16 protein-coding genes and 1 pseudogene are annotated in these 18,755 nt (G+C 43.9%); 4 read left to right on the forward strand and 13 right to left on the reverse strand.

Annotation, left to right across the window (positions count from 1 at the left end; translation table 11 throughout):
* From V7K62_RS00005 to pilM, 9 genes and pseudogenes are all read right to left on the reverse strand, one after another.
* A pseudogene (locus tag V7K62_RS00005) lies at positions 1-222 on the reverse strand (hypothetical protein); the annotation flags it as partial.
* Between the two features lie 28 nt (positions 223-250).
* The gene (locus tag V7K62_RS00010) at positions 251-1,705 is read right to left on the reverse strand and encodes a dihydrolipoyl dehydrogenase family protein (protein ID WP_334860481.1); all 1,455 of its coding nucleotides are present in this window, start codon (positions 1,703-1,705) and stop codon (positions 251-253) included.
* A gap of 108 nt (positions 1,706-1,813) precedes the next feature.
* Positions 1,814-2,935 (reverse strand): threonine-phosphate decarboxylase CobD, encoded by a 1,122-nt coding sequence (gene cobD, locus V7K62_RS00015; protein ID WP_334860484.1) that lies wholly within the window; start codon positions 2,933-2,935, stop codon positions 1,814-1,816.
* A 26-nt stretch (positions 2,936-2,961) separates the two neighbouring features.
* On the reverse strand, positions 2,962-3,246 hold the full coding sequence (locus tag V7K62_RS00020; RefSeq protein WP_010998076.1) for an HU family DNA-binding protein: 285 nt from the start codon (positions 3,244-3,246) through the stop codon (positions 2,962-2,964).
* A 769-nt stretch (positions 3,247-4,015) separates the two neighbouring features.
* Positions 4,016-4,591: a Uma2 family endonuclease gene (locus tag V7K62_RS00025; RefSeq protein ID WP_334860486.1), complete on the reverse strand. Its 576-nt coding sequence runs from the start codon at positions 4,589-4,591 to the stop codon at positions 4,016-4,018.
* A gap of 228 nt (positions 4,592-4,819) precedes the next feature.
* On the reverse strand, positions 4,820-6,970 hold the full coding sequence (locus V7K62_RS00030) for an AMIN domain-containing protein (RefSeq protein ID WP_334860488.1): 2,151 nt from the start codon (positions 6,968-6,970) through the stop codon (positions 4,820-4,822).
* Between the two features lie 220 nt (positions 6,971-7,190).
* Positions 7,191-7,958, reverse strand: a complete 768-nt coding sequence (locus V7K62_RS00035) for a pilus assembly protein PilO (RefSeq protein ID WP_334860490.1) — start codon at positions 7,956-7,958, stop codon at positions 7,191-7,193.
* Positions 7,955-8,731, reverse strand: a complete 777-nt coding sequence (locus V7K62_RS00040) for a PilN domain-containing protein (protein WP_334860492.1) — start codon at positions 8,729-8,731, stop codon at positions 7,955-7,957. Before V7K62_RS00040 ends, V7K62_RS00035 begins: the two co-directional genes overlap by 4 nt.
* Before the next feature lie 4 nt (positions 8,732-8,735).
* Positions 8,736-9,842, reverse strand: coding sequence for a type IV pilus biogenesis protein PilM (gene pilM, locus V7K62_RS00045; protein WP_334860493.1), 1,107 nt, complete (start codon positions 9,840-9,842; stop codon positions 8,736-8,738).
* 152 nt (positions 9,843-9,994) lie between these two features.
* On the opposite strand from pilM, the gene V7K62_RS00050 reads away from it, so the two are divergent.
* Positions 9,995-11,293 carry an ABC transporter substrate-binding protein gene (locus V7K62_RS00050; protein WP_334860495.1) on the forward strand — a complete coding sequence of 433 codons (1,299 nt, stop codon included), beginning with the start codon at positions 9,995-9,997 and terminating at the stop codon, positions 11,291-11,293.
* A 15-nt stretch (positions 11,294-11,308) separates the two neighbouring features.
* Here the strand turns inward: V7K62_RS00050 and V7K62_RS00055 are convergent, their stop codons facing one another.
* From V7K62_RS00055 to V7K62_RS00065, 3 genes are all read right to left on the reverse strand, one after another.
* A complete protein-coding gene (locus V7K62_RS00055) occupies positions 11,309-12,607 on the reverse strand; it encodes a bifunctional folylpolyglutamate synthase/dihydrofolate synthase (protein ID WP_334860497.1) in 1,299 nt (432 codons plus the stop codon).
* A gap of 156 nt (positions 12,608-12,763) precedes the next feature.
* Positions 12,764-12,889 (reverse strand): photosystem II protein Y, encoded by a 126-nt coding sequence (locus V7K62_RS00060; RefSeq protein WP_292747505.1) that lies wholly within the window; start codon positions 12,887-12,889, stop codon positions 12,764-12,766.
* A 151-nt stretch (positions 12,890-13,040) separates the two neighbouring features.
* A complete protein-coding gene (locus V7K62_RS00065) occupies positions 13,041-13,568 on the reverse strand; it encodes a gamma carbonic anhydrase family protein (RefSeq protein WP_334860499.1) in 528 nt (175 codons plus the stop codon).
* 242 nt (positions 13,569-13,810) lie between these two features.
* Here V7K62_RS00065 and V7K62_RS00070 point away from each other — a divergent pair, with 242 nt between their 5' ends.
* The 3 genes from V7K62_RS00070 (at position 13,811) to V7K62_RS00080 (ending at position 17,842) form a co-directional block, all read left to right on the forward strand.
* A complete protein-coding gene (locus V7K62_RS00070; RefSeq protein WP_442937196.1) occupies positions 13,811-14,320 on the forward strand; it encodes a TIGR02652 family protein in 510 nt (169 codons plus the stop codon).
* Between the two features lie 78 nt (positions 14,321-14,398).
* The gene (locus V7K62_RS00075; protein ID WP_334860503.1) at positions 14,399-14,842 is read left to right on the forward strand and encodes a VOC family protein; all 444 of its coding nucleotides are present in this window, start codon (positions 14,399-14,401) and stop codon (positions 14,840-14,842) included.
* A 141-nt stretch (positions 14,843-14,983) separates the two neighbouring features.
* Positions 14,984-17,842: a M16 family metallopeptidase gene (locus V7K62_RS00080; protein ID WP_334860505.1), complete on the forward strand. Its 2,859-nt coding sequence runs from the start codon at positions 14,984-14,986 to the stop codon at positions 17,840-17,842.
* A gap of 27 nt (positions 17,843-17,869) precedes the next feature.
* Here the strand turns inward: V7K62_RS00080 and V7K62_RS00085 are convergent, their stop codons facing one another.
* On the reverse strand, positions 17,870-18,733 hold the full coding sequence (locus tag V7K62_RS00085; protein ID WP_334860507.1) for a Uma2 family endonuclease: 864 nt from the start codon (positions 18,731-18,733) through the stop codon (positions 17,870-17,872).
* Between the last annotated feature and the right edge of the window lie 22 nt (positions 18,734-18,755).

Genomic DNA, 18,755 nt, shown 5'->3' on the forward strand with positions numbered 1-18,755 from the left:
AACTTCCGAGTTCAGAGGCTCAACTTCCGAGTTCAAAGGCTCAACTTCCGAGTTCAAAGGCTCAACTTCCGAGTTCAAAGGCTCAACTTCCGAGTTCAAAGGGTCAACTTCCGAGTTCAGAGGCTCAACTTCCGAGTTCAAAGGCTCAACTTCCGAGTTCAAAGGCTCAACTTCCGAGTTCAAAGGCTCAACTTCCGAGTGCAGAACTAGTAATGAATACAAGACTCACCTTGACAGCGCCACTCCCCACTCACAAATTCCAATTGCGGCGGAAATGGAAGAAGCCTTCTAAAAACTCTTGCAAAGCAATATTGCGATTTAACCTCTGCGTACTCCACTCTCTTGCAGTTTGTTCCAAAATTTCTGAGAAACTAGGAGAGACGGGAGATAAATTTGCTAAATGTTTGACTTTAATTTTTTGTGATATTGCCAAGGCAATCAAATTAATTAATTCTCCAGCTTCTGCCCCCAATATCGAAGCTCCCAAAATTTCACCGTTGCGTAGCACAATTAATTTACACATACCAGTGGTTTCGTTGCGAAGTTGGGCTGCTGCCACTGTTTTAAAATACTGTCGCAAAACTAAAACTTCATCTCGACCAAATTGGCGTTTTGCCTGGGCTTCTGTCAAACCCACTTGCGCCACCATCGGCACAGAAAACATCGTCCAAGGAATGGAGCGATAATCTACTCGTAACCTGGGGAAAAATAGTGCATTGTTCAGGGCAATTTTTGCTTCATAATTAGCGATATTGGCAAAGTCGTAACCACCAATTACATCACCACAAGCGTAAATACGGTGGTTAGTGGTTTGCAGTTTATCATTTACCACTAAGCTACGCCGATGCCATTTCACACCTACTGTAGCCAAATTTAGAGATTCAAGATTCGGTTGTTGTCCAGTCGCCACTAAAATTTCATCAGTTTCAATGGCCCTATCTCCTGCTTGAACCCACTTTTTACCCTCAATTATCCTCACCTGAGTTACCGGTTTTTCGGTGAGGACACGCACACCTTCAACTTCCAACTGCGCCTGAAGCAATATGGCTATCTCAGGGTCAAGATGCGGGAGAACATAAGGATGCTTGACTACCAACGTCACACTGCAACCAAACCGCGCTAAAGTTTGAGCAATTTCAATGCTTTGGGGAATTCCGCCGATAATTACCAAATTTTTGGGTAATGTCGCTCCCTGCAAGGATTGCCAAATATTAGAAAGGGTTAGATAGCCAGTGGCTGGCAATCCTTCAATCTCAGGAATTTCTGGACGCGAACCACTGGCCAGCAAATAAGTACGGGCATGTAGTAGGCGATTGTTAACGGCAAAAGCCAGTTGGGGGGAAGATTGAAATTGACCACTGCCAACGATGACATCGACTCCCCGCGCGGCTAGGATGGCTGGAGAATGCTGTTCTTTGAGATTTGAGGCGACGCATTGAGCATACAGCATCGCTTCTTGCCATGCCATCGATATGTGGCATTTTTCTGAGCTATCAGTGTGTGTAGCATGAATACCAAAACCAGCGGCATCATTTAACTTCTGGGCCAGTTTACCAATTTCGGTAAGAGCATGGTGATCAGTAAACCCGTAGTCTACTTTGGGTTCCACCAAGGCAACTGTAGCACGTAGTTGGGTTGCAGCAAGGGCAGCGTAGTATCCAGCAAGACTGCCGCCAATAATTACAACATCGTAGTCAATTGTCATTTGTCATTTGTCATTTGTCATTAGGCAATTCAATTTTGGATTTTGGATTGAGGATTTGGGATTAAATTTCAATCTAAAATCCAAAATCCAAAATCCAAAATCCAAAATCTAAAATTCTTGCTTCCTTACTCTCCACTCAGCACTCAGCACTGAGTTTAACGCTGTTAGTAAGCGTTGGTTATCGGACTCTTCACGTACAGCAACCCGGAAAAAGCGATCGCCTAGTTCTTTAAAGCTAAGGCAATCGCGGATGAAAATCTGGTGATACTTGAGTAATTGGTGTTGTAACTGCGAAGTAGATTCTTGGGACTCAACCAGTAAAAAGTTAGCAGCACTTGCTTGGGGTTGCAATCCTGGGATTTCAGCTAAACCCTGAAACAGTTGGTTTCGTGTCGGTGGTAGCCATGCCCAGGTTTGCTGCTGAAACTTTGTATCCTGGAGTGCCGCAATTGCCGCCGCCGCCGCTAGCGTGTTTACGGGCCAGGGGTCGCGCCACAACTGCCATTTAGCTAGGCAGTCAGGGTGTGCGATCGCATATCCTAATCGCAGTCCTGGGAGACTGTAAAATTTGGTCAGCGATCGCAATACTACTAAATTCGCATATTCCTGCACCACCGGAATTAGGCTTTGTTCCTCATTGGGCGGCACAAAATCCATAAATGCTTCATCCACCACAACCAAAGCAAATTGCTCCAGGTAGGGCAAAATAGAGTCCCGCGAAAATAGCTTTCCGGTTGGGTTGTGGGGGTTATTTAGCAATAGTCCTTTGTCCTTTGTCCTACCCTGCGGGAAGCCGCTGGGGCGTCTATGTCCTTTGTCAATAACCAATGACCTATGACCAGTGACTAATGACAAAGGACACTCCAGCACTTTAGCGTTGTACGCCCTCAAGGTTCGGTAGTAGTCGCCAAAGGCTGGAGTGATTAAAATTGTCGCGGCTAATTGAGCTAATTCCCTACCGATTAAAGTGAGTAATTCTGCGGAGCCGTTACCCGGCAGAATCCACTCAGACGGCACTTGATGGAAGTGACTGAGAGCTAGTCTCAGTTCACTATAATTTGGGTCTGGATAGTGCTTAAGATTACCAATTTGGGACTTAATAGCAGCGATCGCGCTATTTGGAGGCCCCAACGGGCTGATGCTAGCAGAAAAATCCAGAATAGCATCAGGGGGACAGTCAGCCAGTGCTGCTGCCCAGGCTAAATTTCCCCCGTGTGCAGGTTGCCGCATTAAAAAAGGGTTCCCGAAGACAGAACCTATGCTTTTGGGGGTGCTACCTTTTCTCTAAACAGTTTTCCTGCCGAGAAAGCAGGAACCCTTGTCGCTGGGATTTCCATCTTTTCATTTGTTTTCGGGTTGCGACCTTCGCGGGCTTTACGTTCCCGTGATTCAAATGAACCAAATCCTACCAACGTTACCTTATCACCAGAGGAAACTGCTTCAATAATCGTTTCCAGGGCGGCAGTTAAGACTGCATCAGCTTGTTTCTTGGTAACACTAGCCTTTTCAGCTACGGCATCAACTAATTCACCTTTGTTCATGTCAAACTCCTGAAGGTTTACTTGAGATTTCAGTACGGATGCATATTAATACATTGATACTGAAATCTTTGTTCGCGGAAATACAAAAATCATCCTTTAGGAGTACTTTGACTCAAAACGGCTGTACATCCCATCGGCTCGACTTTTCAATGAATCATTCTAAGGTGTTGTAGCCTGATGTGGATAGATGAAACCATTAATTTATATAGATTTCAGGATTTTTTGTAATTTTAGGGTACTTGTTTCACTAAAAACCACCCCAAAAGGAGGAAAAAATACCTAGTAAATACCGCCTAGGCGCAGCCTACCGCAGGCATCGCCAAGAAAACAGGGGAGTGGGGATGGGGAGGTGGGAGATGGTCAGCATTTGTTGGGATTAATTACCGATGTTGAAGAGTTATTGCTGAGATTAACCAATTTTTATAGAAATCGAAGGCTCAGGTTCCCGATCTCTCTAAAAAGTCGGGGATTTTGCTCAATTTTCATGTCATAAAAGAAAATTCAACCTGAAATCTAACCCCCTAGCAATCTTCTTGAGTAGGGAAGGGGGAAAAATTAAAGCCTCTCCCCTACAAAGCTATCCATTAGTCACATCTTTCTTAACATTTGTGGTAGCGATGCCTGCGGCGGTAAACTACGCATCGTCTCACCTACTTTCCCGAAATTGAATTTAACAGCCGAACAGATTTTTCAAGCTGGAGGTCTACCAACATAGCCACAACCCTACTTGCTGTTTTATGTGATAACTAAAATCCACACACCGAACCTTTTACCAAATTCGTTGTATATTGAGTACAAAACCAGCTAAAATACTTTGCCCGGAAATAGTTTGAGGAAATTTTAAAACTTCCACATCTTGTCCTGGACGATAAATTTCTACTTCCTGTTTTTTTCGGTTGATCAACCAACCTAGACGACAACCATTTTCGATATACTCTTGCATCTTCTTCTGAGTTTTTTTCAAGCTGTCATTAGGCGAAAGTATCTCGCTCACAAAATCAGGACAGAGGGGAATAAATTTTTCTTTTTGTTCTTTAGTCAGAGCATCCCAACGAGATTTTTCCACCCAAGAAACATCTGGAGAACGGTCAGCCCCTGAAGGTAAAGTAAATCCAGTTGATGAATCAAAAACTTCGCCCAATTGATTTTGGTCGTTCCAGAACCATATTTGAGCATTAATAGTAGAATTACTTCTTCCTGTTTCTCCTCCCGTAGGTGGGATTATAATCAACTCTCCTTGGGCATTGCGTTCTAATTTTAAATCGGGGTTTTCTTCACACAATTGATAAAACTGCTCTCTTGTCAGTTTAATTACAGAATTGAGGTTTAATGTAAGTGCTGTCATAAGAGTATTTCCCGTTTTTGTTAGCTGACTGGGCTACAAACCTATATCCCTTTTGTTCTACATCACAATAAAAGAGGATAAAAACTAACTTACAGCATTTCGCTGCAACGCCTCAGCCGCTTATCTGCTCTGCGAGGAGAATTCTGTCAACAAGAAGATCCCCGACTTCTTAAAGAAGTCGGGGATCTGAGCCTTTGGCAGAGGTGACTCACCTACTCATTATCTTTATTACCTCCCAGGAACCTTCAACCCCCGACGCTCAAGTATTTGCCGCACTTCTGGGCTGGGGTTGTAGTTATAGCCGTAAGAGGAGTTTTCTGTGTCATCCATAATCTGAGGTGTGAGCAACACAATCACCTCATTGCGCTGATTATTTCTGTTTGTACTCCTAAACAGCGCACCAATAAGGGGAAGATCACCCAAAATAGGAATCTTGGAAATAATTGTCCGGTCTTGGTCTTGAATGATGCCACTCAGGATTAGTGTCTGACCATCTCGTAAGCGAATTAAGCCAGAAGTAAGAGAACGCTCAGACACTAAAATAATACTTCCATTTCCTGTATCTTGTGAGGCTGAAGGAGCGCTGACGGTAGGAGCAACCGATAGAGAAACGAAACCATTATCGTCAATTCGCTCAATTTTCACATTCAAGGTTAGGCCAACTTTTTGTTTTTCAATTGTTCTTTCTGTCCTAGAACCACCAGAAGTATCCGTTGTTAGGAGGGTTATATTTCCCACTACTTCTTGAGTCAGGTTGACCAGAGCCGTCTGGCCTTCTTGCACAATTAATGTTGGGTCGGTCAAAATCTTGGCATTGCCATTTGTAACCTGAGCCTTCAAGCTAGCGAGAAGACTTTTAGTAAATGTTATCGGCGCTGCAACAGTGCTAAGGACATCATTGACGATCGGTGTACTAGTCAAGCTAGTTCTCGCTTCATTACTAGTAGCTGGTCTGGAACCGCCAAAATTCAGAGATGCGACACCACCATCATTGCTAAAGTAGTTGTTACCAACCCCAAAAGAAAAGCTAGTGTTATAGTCCTGAATGTTCGAGAGGTTGACATCAATAATCTTGACGTTAACTACCACTTGACGACGGCGGATATCAAGCTGAGTTATTTGAGCCATCGCCATCTCAACTAGCCTGGGAGTACCAATCAAGGTCAAAGAATTAGTGCGCTCGTCTCCTAATGCCTGTAAACCTCTAAGTAATGGGCTAGAGTCTGTATAACTAACGCGTTGAGTTTCAATTCTGCTTTCTGTTGTCGTCTGAGTTTGGGTGATGGGAGCAGCTACATTCCCAACAGCCACAGCACTAACACTAGTAACTTGTCGTTCGCGGCTGATGGCACTTTCTGCTCCCAAGCCAACCAAAAAGTTGATCGCAACTCCCACTGATACCTGATTGAGTCGCAGGTTACGCATAACCAAATCACGGGTGGAATTAGGTAGTTTCGGCCCGACGAAAACTGTGCGATTACTGCGGTTAGCCTCTAAACCACTCAGGCGCAAGACGTAGTTAAACACATCTTGCACTGGCTCGTTTTCTATATCTAGGGAGATTGTTTGAGAGGTTGCTTGTCCATTAGCACCAGCAGCTTGATCGCCTCCGATATAAGCCAGGTTGAGATTAGCCGCACGAGCCAGCAATGACAAAACCTCACGTACTGGAGCATCTCGCAGTACTAGACGAGGTACACGTTCCTGAGTTGCTAAGTCAACGCTGCTAGGAGAAGCATCTGTAGCGGAAATAGCAATATCTCCCACTGGTGGGGCGACGGCTCGAGGTAAGAAAGGTGGAGCCTGACTCAGAGGTTGACCTGGCCCAGCAGCTTGTGCAGGTTGTCCGTCAATGGTGACTTCCGGGTTGGGAACGAGAACATCTGGCTTTTGACCAGGTTGGACTGGAATAGTAACAGGCGGTGCTGTGGATGTTGGCGCTGTTGGCGTTGGTACTGATGCTGTAGTGCCTGCCGATGGGCTAAAGCTGAGTGTAATTCCATTTGGCGATCGCACCACGGGTTGACTGCTAGGTACATTGTTGCTACCAGTTACCGTCACCCGAATGCTATTAGCATCAAGCTGACTAACCTCGACAGACGCAATTCCTGGTGCTGGGCTATCTTGACGAAAACTATTACCTTGTGGTAATCGTAATTGAGTATTGATAACATCCGCGACTAAAGCCTTGCCTCTTTTTGTAGTGAAAACTTGCGGGCGCGACCCTGAAGAAGTTTTCAAAGCAACGCTAATTCCACCATTAACTGGATTTAACTGCACATCAGTAACTTGACTAATTTGTGCCCAAACTGGTTGAGCTGCCAAAAATACAAAAGCGGTAGCACCTAAAATAAAACTATTACCGTGAAGCTGTTTCACAGTTCATTCCTCACCTTATAAAACCTTGTTTACAAATAATTTTGAGTAGGCGGTTAAAAACCGCTTCTACACAAGCAAAACCCACCTTTGTGGGTTTCAAACCCTGAATTTATCCTTAGTCCCCAGAGGGGGCCTACCCTTCTGCTGGCAAAGACCTACGCGAATGGGAACGCCAAGGGCGAACGTTTGTATAGCCGCGAATGACTTCACCAGGGCTTAATTACTTTTTCGGGGCATCTGGTGCAGCTTTAGCTGCTATTTCCTCTGCACTAACTGGCATCAATACCTGTAACTGGAATGATGTATTAATCGCTTCTGGGCCTACCCGCATGGGCGTTTTATCTAATGGGGATCTTGACTCTGCTGGAGCCAAACTTGCTTGATAATCTTTAACTATTAACAAAGGCTGTAACCGCTCAATGTTACGGATTATCGATTGTGTTTGTTCATAAGTTGCCGTAATTTCGGCATTGATACTACTGCGTTGTAGCTTGCCGTTAACCTGTAGTCCTAGACTTCCATCGGTAACTGCTTCTGGTTTTTGAGAAACTGGCACAAATTTATTCAGTTTGGCTCTCACTGCACTAAAAGAAGTTGAAGTATTACCAGACTCAATTAAACGGTTCAGATCCAACAGCAATGTATCTAAGGTTTTTTCGTTAGCAAATAAACCTAAAACCTGAACTTTTTGCTGCTTTGCCTGTGCTAGTTCGTCTTTAACTTTGTCAATCTGTTTGATATTGGCTTTTTTTTGCTCAATTTGCGCTTGCAGTTCGGAATTTTTGGCTTGCTGTTGCTGATAGCTTTCCCAAGCTGGCATCAGCAGGTTTAACAATATATAACCTGCTCCCGCTAAACCAATTACCCCTACCAATATCCCAATAATTTTTGGTGTGAAGGCAATACCAAATATCACAGGGGAGGCTGGCGTTTCCTGATCGAATTCCCCACCTTGTTCGCCAAAATTTAAATCATCACTCAGCGTCATTTTGGAATGACTCCTATTTGTTGCATACTACGAATTCGAGTCACTAACCCCACTGTGCCTTTTTTTTCCAACTCCCGGATTAATTCCGACGCTGGAACATCGTTCATGCTGGATTGAATAGTGTATTCAACTACTTGTGGCGGCTTAATTGTTACACCATTAAGAGGTTGACCCACACTTGCAGATAAAGGGGCATTTACTAATCCTGCGGTGATAATTCTGGTTTCTGTGGATTTCAAGAACTGAGATTGTTGTAAACTCAATAAGAAATCATTGACATCGTTAAAGGAACGAGCCAATCCGGTAATTTCTAATCCCCCGGCGGGATTGTTTGGTGGCTGACCTGCTGCTACCGCAATGGGTGCGATTTGCTTAATGCTCTTAATTTGCACTGCCTTCGGGATGCGATCGCGCAAATCTTGCAGCATTGCCGACCAAGGACGAATCTGGTCAAATACAGTTACTAAAGCTTGAGTCTCCCCTTTAATAGCGTTCGTCTCGGTTTTGATTTTGTTAAGATTTCCGATTTCTGTATCTAACCTCTTGCTTTCTTGGTCTAGTTGTGCTATCGTCCCCTCTAATTCGACAATCTTCCCTTGCAACAACCACCAAGCAACTCCCAATAAAGCTGGAAGTCCTACACCTAGTGCAACTCCCACATACACTGGTGTGAAATTCCCCGTAGGAAATTTTAGGGCTATTCCTCCTTTTCTCTCTGGCTTTTTCTGGTATGCTGGACGGTCTTTAAGAAAGTTAACATCTAGGCTGTACATTTTGTTACACCTCTCGCATTCCTAGACCAAGTACAATCGCCAAGCCAGAGCGTTGTACCTGTGGATATTTATCAGTGTCCACTTCCAAAGACAAAGACCCGATTGGATCTATTTGGCTAGTTGGCAAGCTCAATCGTTGGGTAAAGAATTCATCTAGCTGTTGGAGTCCACCTCCTGGGCCAGCTAATAAAATCTGCGCTACCTCCAAATTTTCACTTTGATTCAGGTAAAAATCGATGGAACGGCGCAGTTCATCCGTTAGTTCTCCCAAAACTCTCAATATGGCTGCCATACCAGGATTGAGTTCGGTAACGCCAGTTTTCCCGCCGTCTAGGGAAGTTGCGGGAATAACCATTCCATATAACAGTTCCATATCTCGTGATGTAGGTAAGCTCATTGCCCTTGCTAAGGCAGTTTGCATTTGATAAGTCCCGATTGGGACTGTGCGCGAAAATTGCGGTACTCCGTTCACGATGATGGCGATTTCTGTACTGTCGAACTCTATATCAACTAGTACTGCGGCTTCTTGCGGCCCAAATTGTCGCAGTTGTTCGCGAATAGTCCGAATCAGAGCAAAACTATTAATTTCTAAAACATCTATTTGTAATCCTGCCTGCTCGAATGTACTTATATAGGTATCCGTTATTTCCTTGCGGGTGGCAACTAGCAGTACATGTACTTTTTCAATGCCATCTTCATCTACAAAGTACCCAAGTTTCTGATAATCTACATCAGCCTCTTCACGAGCATAGGGTAAATACAAACCTGCTTCATGGTTCAGCACCATTTCTCGCAGTTCTTTATCATCTAACTCTGCTGGCACTGGTATGATCCGAACGATGGAATCTCGTCCTGGTACACCAGTAGCAACGTGAGAAGTTTTGATTTTGCTCTCAGCTAGCGCCTGCTGGATTAATTGCGCCATTGCTGGAGGGTCGTTGATTTGACCATCGGTAACTATGCCTTCTGGAACTGGTACCGATGTAAAGGTTTCTAGTTTCAAGCCTTGACCCTGCTTGCGTAGCTGAACTACATTTACCCGTTCGGGAGCAAGTTCAATGCCTACCCCTTTTTTCGATTTGCCAAACAGACTATTGAAGCTTTTTACCACAGTTGTGCCCGCTGGACTGCTAAATTGAAAATTTAAATTTGTTGTGGTAGAGACGTTATATATTACATCTCTACGGGTAATTTATTTAGCCTATAATCTCAACAATTCTGTCTAAGCTTTTCACACTGATCAAGCGTAAAAATACTGGGAAAATGATTCAATTGCGAAAATTTAAACAACTTGTTGCTTTAGTGCTGCTTGGCTTATTAACCAGTTGGATTGTAAGTTGCAGCACAGGTAATGTTAATACAAGTACAAAACAAGCTACTTCAGGAGCGGCAACTGTTGAGTTTTGGACAATGCAACTCCAACCTCAATTTACCGACTACTTCAAAAGCCTAATTGCAAATTTTGAATCACAAAATCCAGGTATAAAGATTAACTGGGTCGATGTACCTTGGGCGGCAATGGAGAACAAAATATTAACAGCTGTCTCCGCAAAAACGCCACCTGATGTAGTTAACCTCAATCCGGGTTTCGCTTCCCAACTTGCCGGACGAAATGCCTGGTTAGATTTAGATGCAAAAGTTCCAAACGATGTACGTTCCTCCTATCTGCCGAATATCTGGAAAGCAAGCACGCTTAATGGCAAGAGTTTTGGGATTCCCTGGTATCTCACCACACGGTTAACCATTTATAACACTGATTTATTAAAACAGGCAGGTATCAATAAAGTCCCTGTAACCTACGCAGAATTGGCACAAGCAGCCCAACAAATTAAAGATAAGACAGGGAAATATGCCTTTTTTGTGACTTTAGTACCGCAAGATTCTGGTGAAGTACTGGAATCTTTCGTGCAAATGGGAGTAACCCTAATAGATGCTGATGGTAAAGCAGCGTTTAATTCAGCACAAGGAAAGGCAGCGTTTCAGTATTGGGTAGATTTGTATAAAAAAGGGTTGCTTCCTAAAGAGGCTTTAACCCAAGGACATCGCCACGCGATCGATTTATACCAATCTGGAGAGACTGCGTTTTTAGCTTCTGGGCCAGAGTTTCTGAAAACGATCGCTAATAATGCCCCAAAAATTGCTCAAGCTTCGGGAATAGCACCTCAACTCACTGGTGACACAGGCAAGAAAAATGTCGCGGTGATGAACATAGTTATTCCCCGCGATAGCAAACAACCAGATGGCGCTGTGAAATTTGCTTTATTTGTCACCAATGACGAAAATCAGTTAGCCTTTGCAAAAGCTGCAAATGTCCTACCTTCTACAATCAAAGCATTGTCTGATAGTTACTTTAAAGATGTTCCAGCTAATGCTTCAATAATAGAAAAAGCGCGAGTTATGACTGCCAAAGAACTGCAACACGCAGAAATATTAACCCCGACTTTGAAGGATTTCAACAAACTACAAAAGGCAGTTTACGAGAACTTGCAAGCTGCAATGTTAGGTGAGAAGACTGTAGATAAAGCTGTAGAAGATGCGGCGCAAGAGTGGAATCAAAGATAAATTTGTAATTCGTAATTATGATTTACGAATTATATTGGTGGTTGCTAAAAAATCGCCGACTAAATAAAGGGAACCACACAAAACGATTAAATCGTCTGTGGTGGGGGTTGAGGTTGCAGCCTCCAGTGCTGTGAATAAATCTGGATGTATTTGGCGATCGCTTAATTCGGCACAGAGGTTGTAAGCTAGGTTTGATAAGTAGTCTAGATCAGCAGAAGTTCTACCCGGCCAGGGTTCTACTGGTATTGGCACTAAATAAAGGCGATCGCCTGGTCGCAGTAATGCGGTAAAAATATCAGTATGATCCTTATCGGCAAACATTCCCACCACCCAATTGACGGGCTTGTGGTTAACTGCATCTAAGCTATCGACATACTGGCGGAGAACTTGGGCGGCGGCCGTATTATGAGCGCCATCAAGTAATAATTTATGGTTTTTCCAAGTAGTCCATTGCATCCGCCCCGGCCATTTAGTTTTTGCCATGCCGTTAATTATGGCTTCTTCAGAAATCTGCCAACCCTGTTGTTGGAGAATTTCTAAAGCTGCTATTGCCAAAGCTGAATTTGCTAATTGAATTTGTCCCGCTAATGGCAAAGGGTATTTAATTAACTTTAAATTTTGAATATTTTGATATTCTGCCCATCCTGTAGCGATTTCATGGGCGGGTTGAGGCGTAAAAAGCGGACATTGTAATTCTAAAGCACGCGATCGCACCACTTTATCTGCCTCTGGTGGCAATTGCCCAATTACAACGGCACATCCAGGTTTGAGAATACCTGCTTTTTCTCTAGCAATATCAGCGATGGTAGGGCCAAGTTGCTGCCAGTGTTCCCGGCTGATGGAAGTGATAATTGTAACCAAGGGTTCCAAACAGACATTTGTAGCATCTAAGCGCCCTCCTAGTCCGACTTCTATAACAGCCACATCAACTTGCTGCTGGGCAAAATATAACCAAGCAGCTGCGGTAATTACTTCAAACTGAGTTGCCGATTCGTCATCAGGGCGAATCAACCCTTGGACTTTTTCTAATAATTGGCTCAATTCGTCAGAGGAAATTGGCTGTTCATTAAGACAAATACGTTCCGTCCAATCAACTAAATGGGGGGAAGTGTAGCGTCCTGTACGATAACCAGCCTCAGTTAGTACTGAGGAAAGATAGGCACAGACTGAACCTTTGCCATTGGTACCAGCAACGTGAATTACCGGAATTTGGTGATGGGGATTGCCGAGATTTGCCAATAGATTGACAATGCGATCGAGTCCTAGATGGACACCAAAGCGTTGCAGGGGTTGTATTACAGAATCGATATTCAAGGAAGGGAGTGGGGGGGGACAAGGGGGACAAGGGGGACAATGGAGACTACTAAACTCAATGCCCAATCCCCCATGCCTCATTAATCGATTTGAATAAAACCGACTGCCTCTGTCAACAGAAACAGCCGATTGAAGAGTGATGATATTAAGCCTAAATTAGGCTTCCCGATCCAAAAAGCCTTGAATTTGTCTTAAAGCCGCAGCGCCAATATTAAACACTGCCCAGCTAGCGGCAATGGCAACTGGTGCTAAAACGATCGCTATACGGAAATCGATATCCATATCTAGAACCCCTCTTTTAAGTAGAAATTAAAGTTTTGTCAACTGCTCTCATTTTCATTTTTAGCTGAAGTGGGCAATTTTTCCAACTAGATATGTAAAGAATGTTTAAATTATGGGGCATTGGTTATTTCCCCTGATCTCTCCTATCTCCCTAAGCCTTACTAAAACCAACATCAGTACCCTTACCAGCATGAACTAAAGCTAACTTTTGGTAACGTTTAGCGTGTTCAATAAGTTCTGCGGCTTCAACGTCTGTTACTTGGCGTAACACTTTGCCAGGAATACCGACAACTAGGGACAAAGGCGGTATATTTTTAGTTACGACTGCGCCAGCACCGATAATGCTACCAGCGCCTACTCGTACCCCGTCTAAAATCACAGCCCCAATGCCAATCAGACTTCCATGCTCAATGTAAGCGGAATGTACCACAGCGCGATGCCCTACGGTAACATGATCTTCTAATATTGTCGGAAAACCAGCATCACCATGTAAAATTGCACCATCCTGAATATTTGTGCATTCGCCAATTTCAATCCGTTCTACATCTCCCCTAACCACTGCTCCATACCAAATGCTCACTCCTGTTGCTATATTTACCGAACCCATAACAACAGCATTGGCTGCGATGAAGGCAGCTTGAGAAAAATCAGGAGATGTCCAGTAAGAAGCGGTAGACACGATAGAATATGAATATGGTACCCAGGAACACTGGAGAAACTCCAACCTTGGAGGCTGGTTGCACAACCAGGATATCACAGCTTCAAGCCTCTACGCTGAGGAAAACACTAGTGAACAATGTTCTTGCCGCAACACCATGTCTATGCAGCAGTGAGCAAGTAACCCAAAGTGGTTGAGCCGAAGTGTATAATCCAACCCACTAGTGCTGGTGAAGACAAAATTATGTTTGTACGCACTTCATGATGAATCCAGGTTTGCAGTACCCGATGTTTGGGCCGGAAATACAGTGTCCCCATTGTCGCCAGACTATTCCGGCGCTGACACTAACAGATACCTATTTGTGTCCTCGTCATGGCGCCTTTGAAGCTAATCCTAAAAATGGAGAGTTAATCCATTTGCAATCGGGGCGTCATTGGCGGAGGTGGAATAATGAATGGTATAGACAGCATACTCATCCTGATGGTATTCGGTTTGAAATTCACGAAGCATTAGACAAGCTCTATACCCAAGGCTATCGAGCAACACGAGTGATTATTGCTCGGCGCTATCAAGAATTGATGAGTGGCTATTTAGAACGCAGTACGCCTTGGCGTTCTGGACAACCAGAAGCTACTGCTGCGCGTTTGTATGGCTTACCTGTGGAGTTTAGTCCCGATACCTCAGAAGATGCCTGTTGGGAAGTGATTAATTTTGACTTGGAAAAAGAGCCTGGTGTCCCTGTACGCTACCCTTATTTCAGGTTGTTTGAGTAATGGTCATTTGTCATTAGTCATTTGTCATTAGTGAATAACAAAGGACAAATGACTAAGGACTAAGGACTAAGGATTAATATGCACCACGCTTCTATTCGGACTGCGAATATTCATCGAGCGATCGCTTTCTACGAACATTTAGGGTTTACAATCTCAGAACGCTTTACCACAGGCTACACCCTAGCTTGCTGGATGGAAGGATTGGGCGGCAGAATTGAACTGATCCAAATTCCCGAACCAAAACCAGCCCCAGATGCGTTTGCTGACGAACATTATGTAGGGTATTATCATCTCTCGTTCGATTTAACTGAGATTACACCAGATTTACCTAGCTGGTTGACAAGTTTGCAAGAACGTGTATCACTAGCGGCTGAGAGTCCAACCGGAGAATTACAACCGTTGAAAGTACTTTTAGAACCGACACAACAGCAAATAGGCGATCGCATTTACGAAGTGGCTTTCATCGCCGATACCGATGGCTTACCTCTGGAATTCATTCGGGTTTTAGCAAAACTCCCATAATTTAGCTTTTTATAAACTTTGTTGCTAATATATTGTTTTTCTGTATTGTTGCCGAGGTAACAGATTTTTTTGCCAGATTAAACTGTAATCACTCACAAAAATAACTATGTAACTTAATTTACAGATATATCTGCTAGATACATGTATGGATTTTCCAAATTTTATAAATATCCCTTGCCGTTATTACTTTTAAGCTTATGGCTAGTAGCAGTTTTTTTGTTGAGCGATCAACCTGCTCATAGCCAACATCCAGTTATATCTAAGAAAGAAAAATACCACTTAACCTTGCTAGCAAAAAGAATAATGCCCTCAACACTGACAGAAAATGTCCGCAAGACAGTGCTGGAGAATGGTCTAACTGTCCTGACAAAGGAAGTGCATACTGCGCCAGTGGTGACGGTACAGGTGTGGTACAAGGTTGGCTCACGCAACGAAGAACCGGGCGTGAATGGCATTGCCCACCAGTTGGAACACATGATGTTTAAAGGCACTCGAAATCGCCCGATTCAATTTGGACGTTTGTTTAGTGCTTTAGGTAGTGATTCCAATGCTTTCACCAGCTATGACCAAACTGCATATTACGGTACTGTGGAACGAAACAAGCTGAGAGCGCTCTTGGTGCTGGAAGCGGACAGAATGCAAAATTCCCAGATTGAGCCAGAGCAACTGGCGAGTGAAAAGCGGGTAGTAATTTCGGAGTTGCAGGGTTACGAAAATAGTCCAGAATATCGCCTTAACCGCGCCGTCATGCAGGCGGTGTTTCCCAATCATGCTTATGGGTTGCCTGTCGGTGGCACCAAAGCTGATGTCGAAAAATTTGAAGTTGAGCAGGTAGAAAAATATTACTGCAATTTTTACAGTCCCGATAATGCTGTCTTAGTTATTGTTGGAGATTTTCAAACTGCAAACACTCTCGAAACAATTAAAGAAGTATTTGGCAAATTACCGAAGAGGCCAGAGGCAGGAGTTATTTCTCCCTCATCTCTATCATTCAGCACTCAACACGGGCTAAAAACAGCACGGGCTAAACGCCCCGCTACCGCCAACAGCACTCCCATAGTATTGCGAGAACCGGGAGCAGGGCGGCTGTTACAAGTTGTGTATCCGCTACCGGATGAAAATCAACCGGATGTCCCGGCGCTGGATGTGATGGATTACATCTTGACAGAGGGACGGAATTCTAGACTTTATCAGGCATTGGTGGAATCAGGTTTAGCTAGTGAAATTACAGCATCCGTTACTAGTTTGCGAGAAGCTGGCTGGTATGAGGTGTTGGTGACGGCTGGTTCTAAACAAGATTTGAAAAAAATTGACTCAGTGTTGAGTAGTGCGATCGCCAATGTAGCAGAAAAAGGCGTGACATCGGAGGAAGTTGAACAAGCCAAAACCCAATTAATAGCAGATGTAATTTTGAGTAACCGTGATATCACCTCTCAAGCAATGCGATTGGGCAATGATGAGACAACTGTTGGTGATTATCGCTACACAGACCGCTATTTGGCCGCTGTCCGTCTAGTAAAACCGACGGATGTTGTTGCTGTGATTAACAAATACCTCACAAAAGAAGTACGTACAGTAGGCTTTTTTGAACCAACCCAGAAGCGGATAACAGAAGTTAGCGACAAACCAGACTCAGCCCAAACTACAGAAAATTTCTCTCCTCTAGCACCTGTACTTCCTTCTGAGGTGGTGAAGTACTTACCGCCTGTCGATTTGGCTACAGATGCCATCCCCCAAGTCTTACCGGATGAATTTAAATTTACCAACGGACTGCGGATATTACTGTTACCCGACCATAGTACTCCCACCGTTACCCTAAGCGGCCATATTCAAGCGGGGACGGAATTTGATCCAGATAATAAAGCTGGATTGGCTGCTTTTGTAGCAGAGAATTTGCTAAATGGTACTAGTAGCAAGGATGTCTTAAATATTTCCAAAGTCTTGGCAGAACGAGGGGCGAGTTTAGACTTTCAAACCTACCGCGAAGGTGTGCATATTGAGGGCGATAGTTTAGCAGAGGATTTGCCGATACTCCTGGAGATATTGGCAGATGTTGTGAAAAATAGTACCTTTCCAGTCAAAGAGTTGGAACTGCATCGCCAACAAACTTTAACTGATCTGCAACTGGAATTAGATGAGCCATCAGAAGTAGCCAGAAGAATATTTGTTCAGTCAATTTATCCGAAAAAACATCCCTTACACACCTTTCCCACAGAGGAGAGTTTACAGAAGATTCAGCGCCAGGATGTGATTGATTTCAAAGCTAAACATTATCGTCCAGATACGACAGTGTTAGCACTGGTGGGAGATTTTGATCTAGACAAAGTGCGATCGCTAATTAAAAATAAGTTTGGAGACTGGAAAGTTAGCGGCCAAGCACCCACATTAAAATATCCCACGGTGCCAATGCCGGAGAAAATAGTCAGTGTCAACCCAGTTTTACCAGATAAAACCCAAGCTGTTACATATATGGGTTACACAGGCATTAACCGTTATGATCCTCGGTTTCACTCAGCCTTAGTATTGAACCAGATTTTGGGAGGCGATACCCTATCTAGTAGACTGGGTGCAGAAGTGCGCGATCGCCAAGGTTTAAGCTATGGAATTTATAGCTACTTCCAAGCCGGAAAGAATGCCGGGACATTTTTGATTGAGATGCAGACTAGTCCAGAAGATAGCACTAAAGCGATCGCTAGCACGCGCCAAATTCTACAGCAAATCCATCAACAAGGCGTCACCGCCCTGGAAGTAGAAACAGCCAAACGCACTCTCATCAGCAACTACAACGTTTCCCTGGCAAACCCAGAAGAATTAACAGATAGAATTCTGATGAATGAGGTGTACGGACTAGAGAAAGTAGAATTGCACTCCTTCACAGATAAAATCCAGAAAGTCACCCTTGACCAAGTTAATCAAGCCGCTCGTGAGTTACTCCACCCAGATAAAATCGTGGTAGTCACTGCTGGCCCATCTGTTTTAGCTGATAACAGTCTTCGCTAATTGGGGATAAATGACAAATGACAACAATCAATCTAGCTCATCAGGATTCACCCCTAACTGACGCAAACGTTCTGTTAATTGTTCTGCCTTTTGTCTTGCTTGAGCCGCTTCTTGTTTAGCCGCAGCTGCTTCTTGTTTAGCCGCAGCCGTTTCTTGTCTAGCCGTAACTGCTTCTTGTTTAGCCGCAGCCGCTTCTTGTTTAGCCGTAACCGCTTCTTCTGTAGGCAGTGGAATTAATTCTCCTGCTAAAGTAAACCACCTTAACCACAACTTGGAAATGTCTCGAAATGACCCCTGCCATAATCCCAAACTTAAACCCAACTCTGGCATTGGTAAACGTCCCTCAGTCAAATTCATCGGTTCATAGTGACCGCCTATTAGCTGAAAAGCTTGCAGTTCATCGGTGTAGCGACTAAAAACAATATAGTAGGGAATCCGCAGAATTCTTTCATAAACTTCCCATTTGCTGGGAGGTTTATGGGCGGCGTTTTTTTTCATGCCTAAATCTTCCGCTTCTGTACCTGGAGATAATAATTCCACTACCACAAAGGGATTTGCTGGTTCTTGCCAAGTTACATAACTTAAACGCAAGTCCTCCCCTTTGTAGAGTTTTGATACTCCTACCACACCAAACCAATCAGGGCGCTTGTACCATAAAGGATGCTGGAGATCATAGTAGAGATTAAGATCAGCAGCGCTGTAAACTAATTCTGGATTCCAGATAGTGGGTTGAAAAGTTAAGTATAAAAGTAAAGGCTGTAGAAAGTGAAAATCGTCTGGCAAACCTGGTTCCTCTGGGTTGTCACTTGGTAAATCATACATCGTTGGTAGGGTTTCCCAAGGAGGAAGGGGAGGGTCAGATTGAGGAATAAAGGGAGGAGAAAAAGTCATAAGCAGTTTGGGAGGAAATTGA

The organism is Nostoc sp. (assembly GCF_036917935.1).
Lineage (GTDB): Bacteria > Cyanobacteriota > Cyanobacteriia > Cyanobacteriales > Nostocaceae > Nostoc.

Coding starts and splice junctions, on each gene's coding strand:
- V7K62_RS00075 (WP_334860503.1), top strand. CDS start 14,399: ATGCACCACGCTTCTATTCGGACTGCGAATATTCATCGAGCGATCGCT.
- V7K62_RS00020 (WP_010998076.1), bottom strand. CDS start 3,246: ATGAACAAAGGTGAATTAGTTGATGCCGTAGCTGAAAAGGCTAGTGTT.
- cobD (WP_334860484.1), bottom strand. CDS start 2,935: ATGCGGCAACCTGCACACGGGGGAAATTTAGCCTGGGCAGCAGCACTG.
- V7K62_RS00080 (WP_334860505.1), top strand. CDS start 14,984: ATGTATGGATTTTCCAAATTTTATAAATATCCCTTGCCGTTATTACTT.
- V7K62_RS00010 (WP_334860481.1), bottom strand. CDS start 1,705: ATGACAATTGACTACGATGTTGTAATTATTGGCGGCAGTCTTGCTGGA.
- V7K62_RS00025 (WP_334860486.1), bottom strand. CDS start 4,591: ATGACAGCACTTACATTAAACCTCAATTCTGTAATTAAACTGACAAGA.
- V7K62_RS00060 (WP_292747505.1), bottom strand. CDS start 12,889: ATGGATATCGATTTCCGTATAGCGATCGTTTTAGCACCAGTTGCCATT.
- V7K62_RS00050 (WP_334860495.1), top strand. CDS start 9,995: ATGATTCAATTGCGAAAATTTAAACAACTTGTTGCTTTAGTGCTGCTT.
- V7K62_RS00070 (WP_442937196.1), top strand. CDS start 13,811: ATGAATCCAGGTTTGCAGTACCCGATGTTTGGGCCGGAAATACAGTGT.
- V7K62_RS00035 (WP_334860490.1), bottom strand. CDS start 7,958: ATGACGCTGAGTGATGATTTAAATTTTGGCGAACAAGGTGGGGAATTC.
- V7K62_RS00085 (WP_334860507.1), bottom strand. CDS start 18,733: ATGACTTTTTCTCCTCCCTTTATTCCTCAATCTGACCCTCCCCTTCCT.
- V7K62_RS00040 (WP_334860492.1), bottom strand. CDS start 8,731: ATGTACAGCCTAGATGTTAACTTTCTTAAAGACCGTCCAGCATACCAG.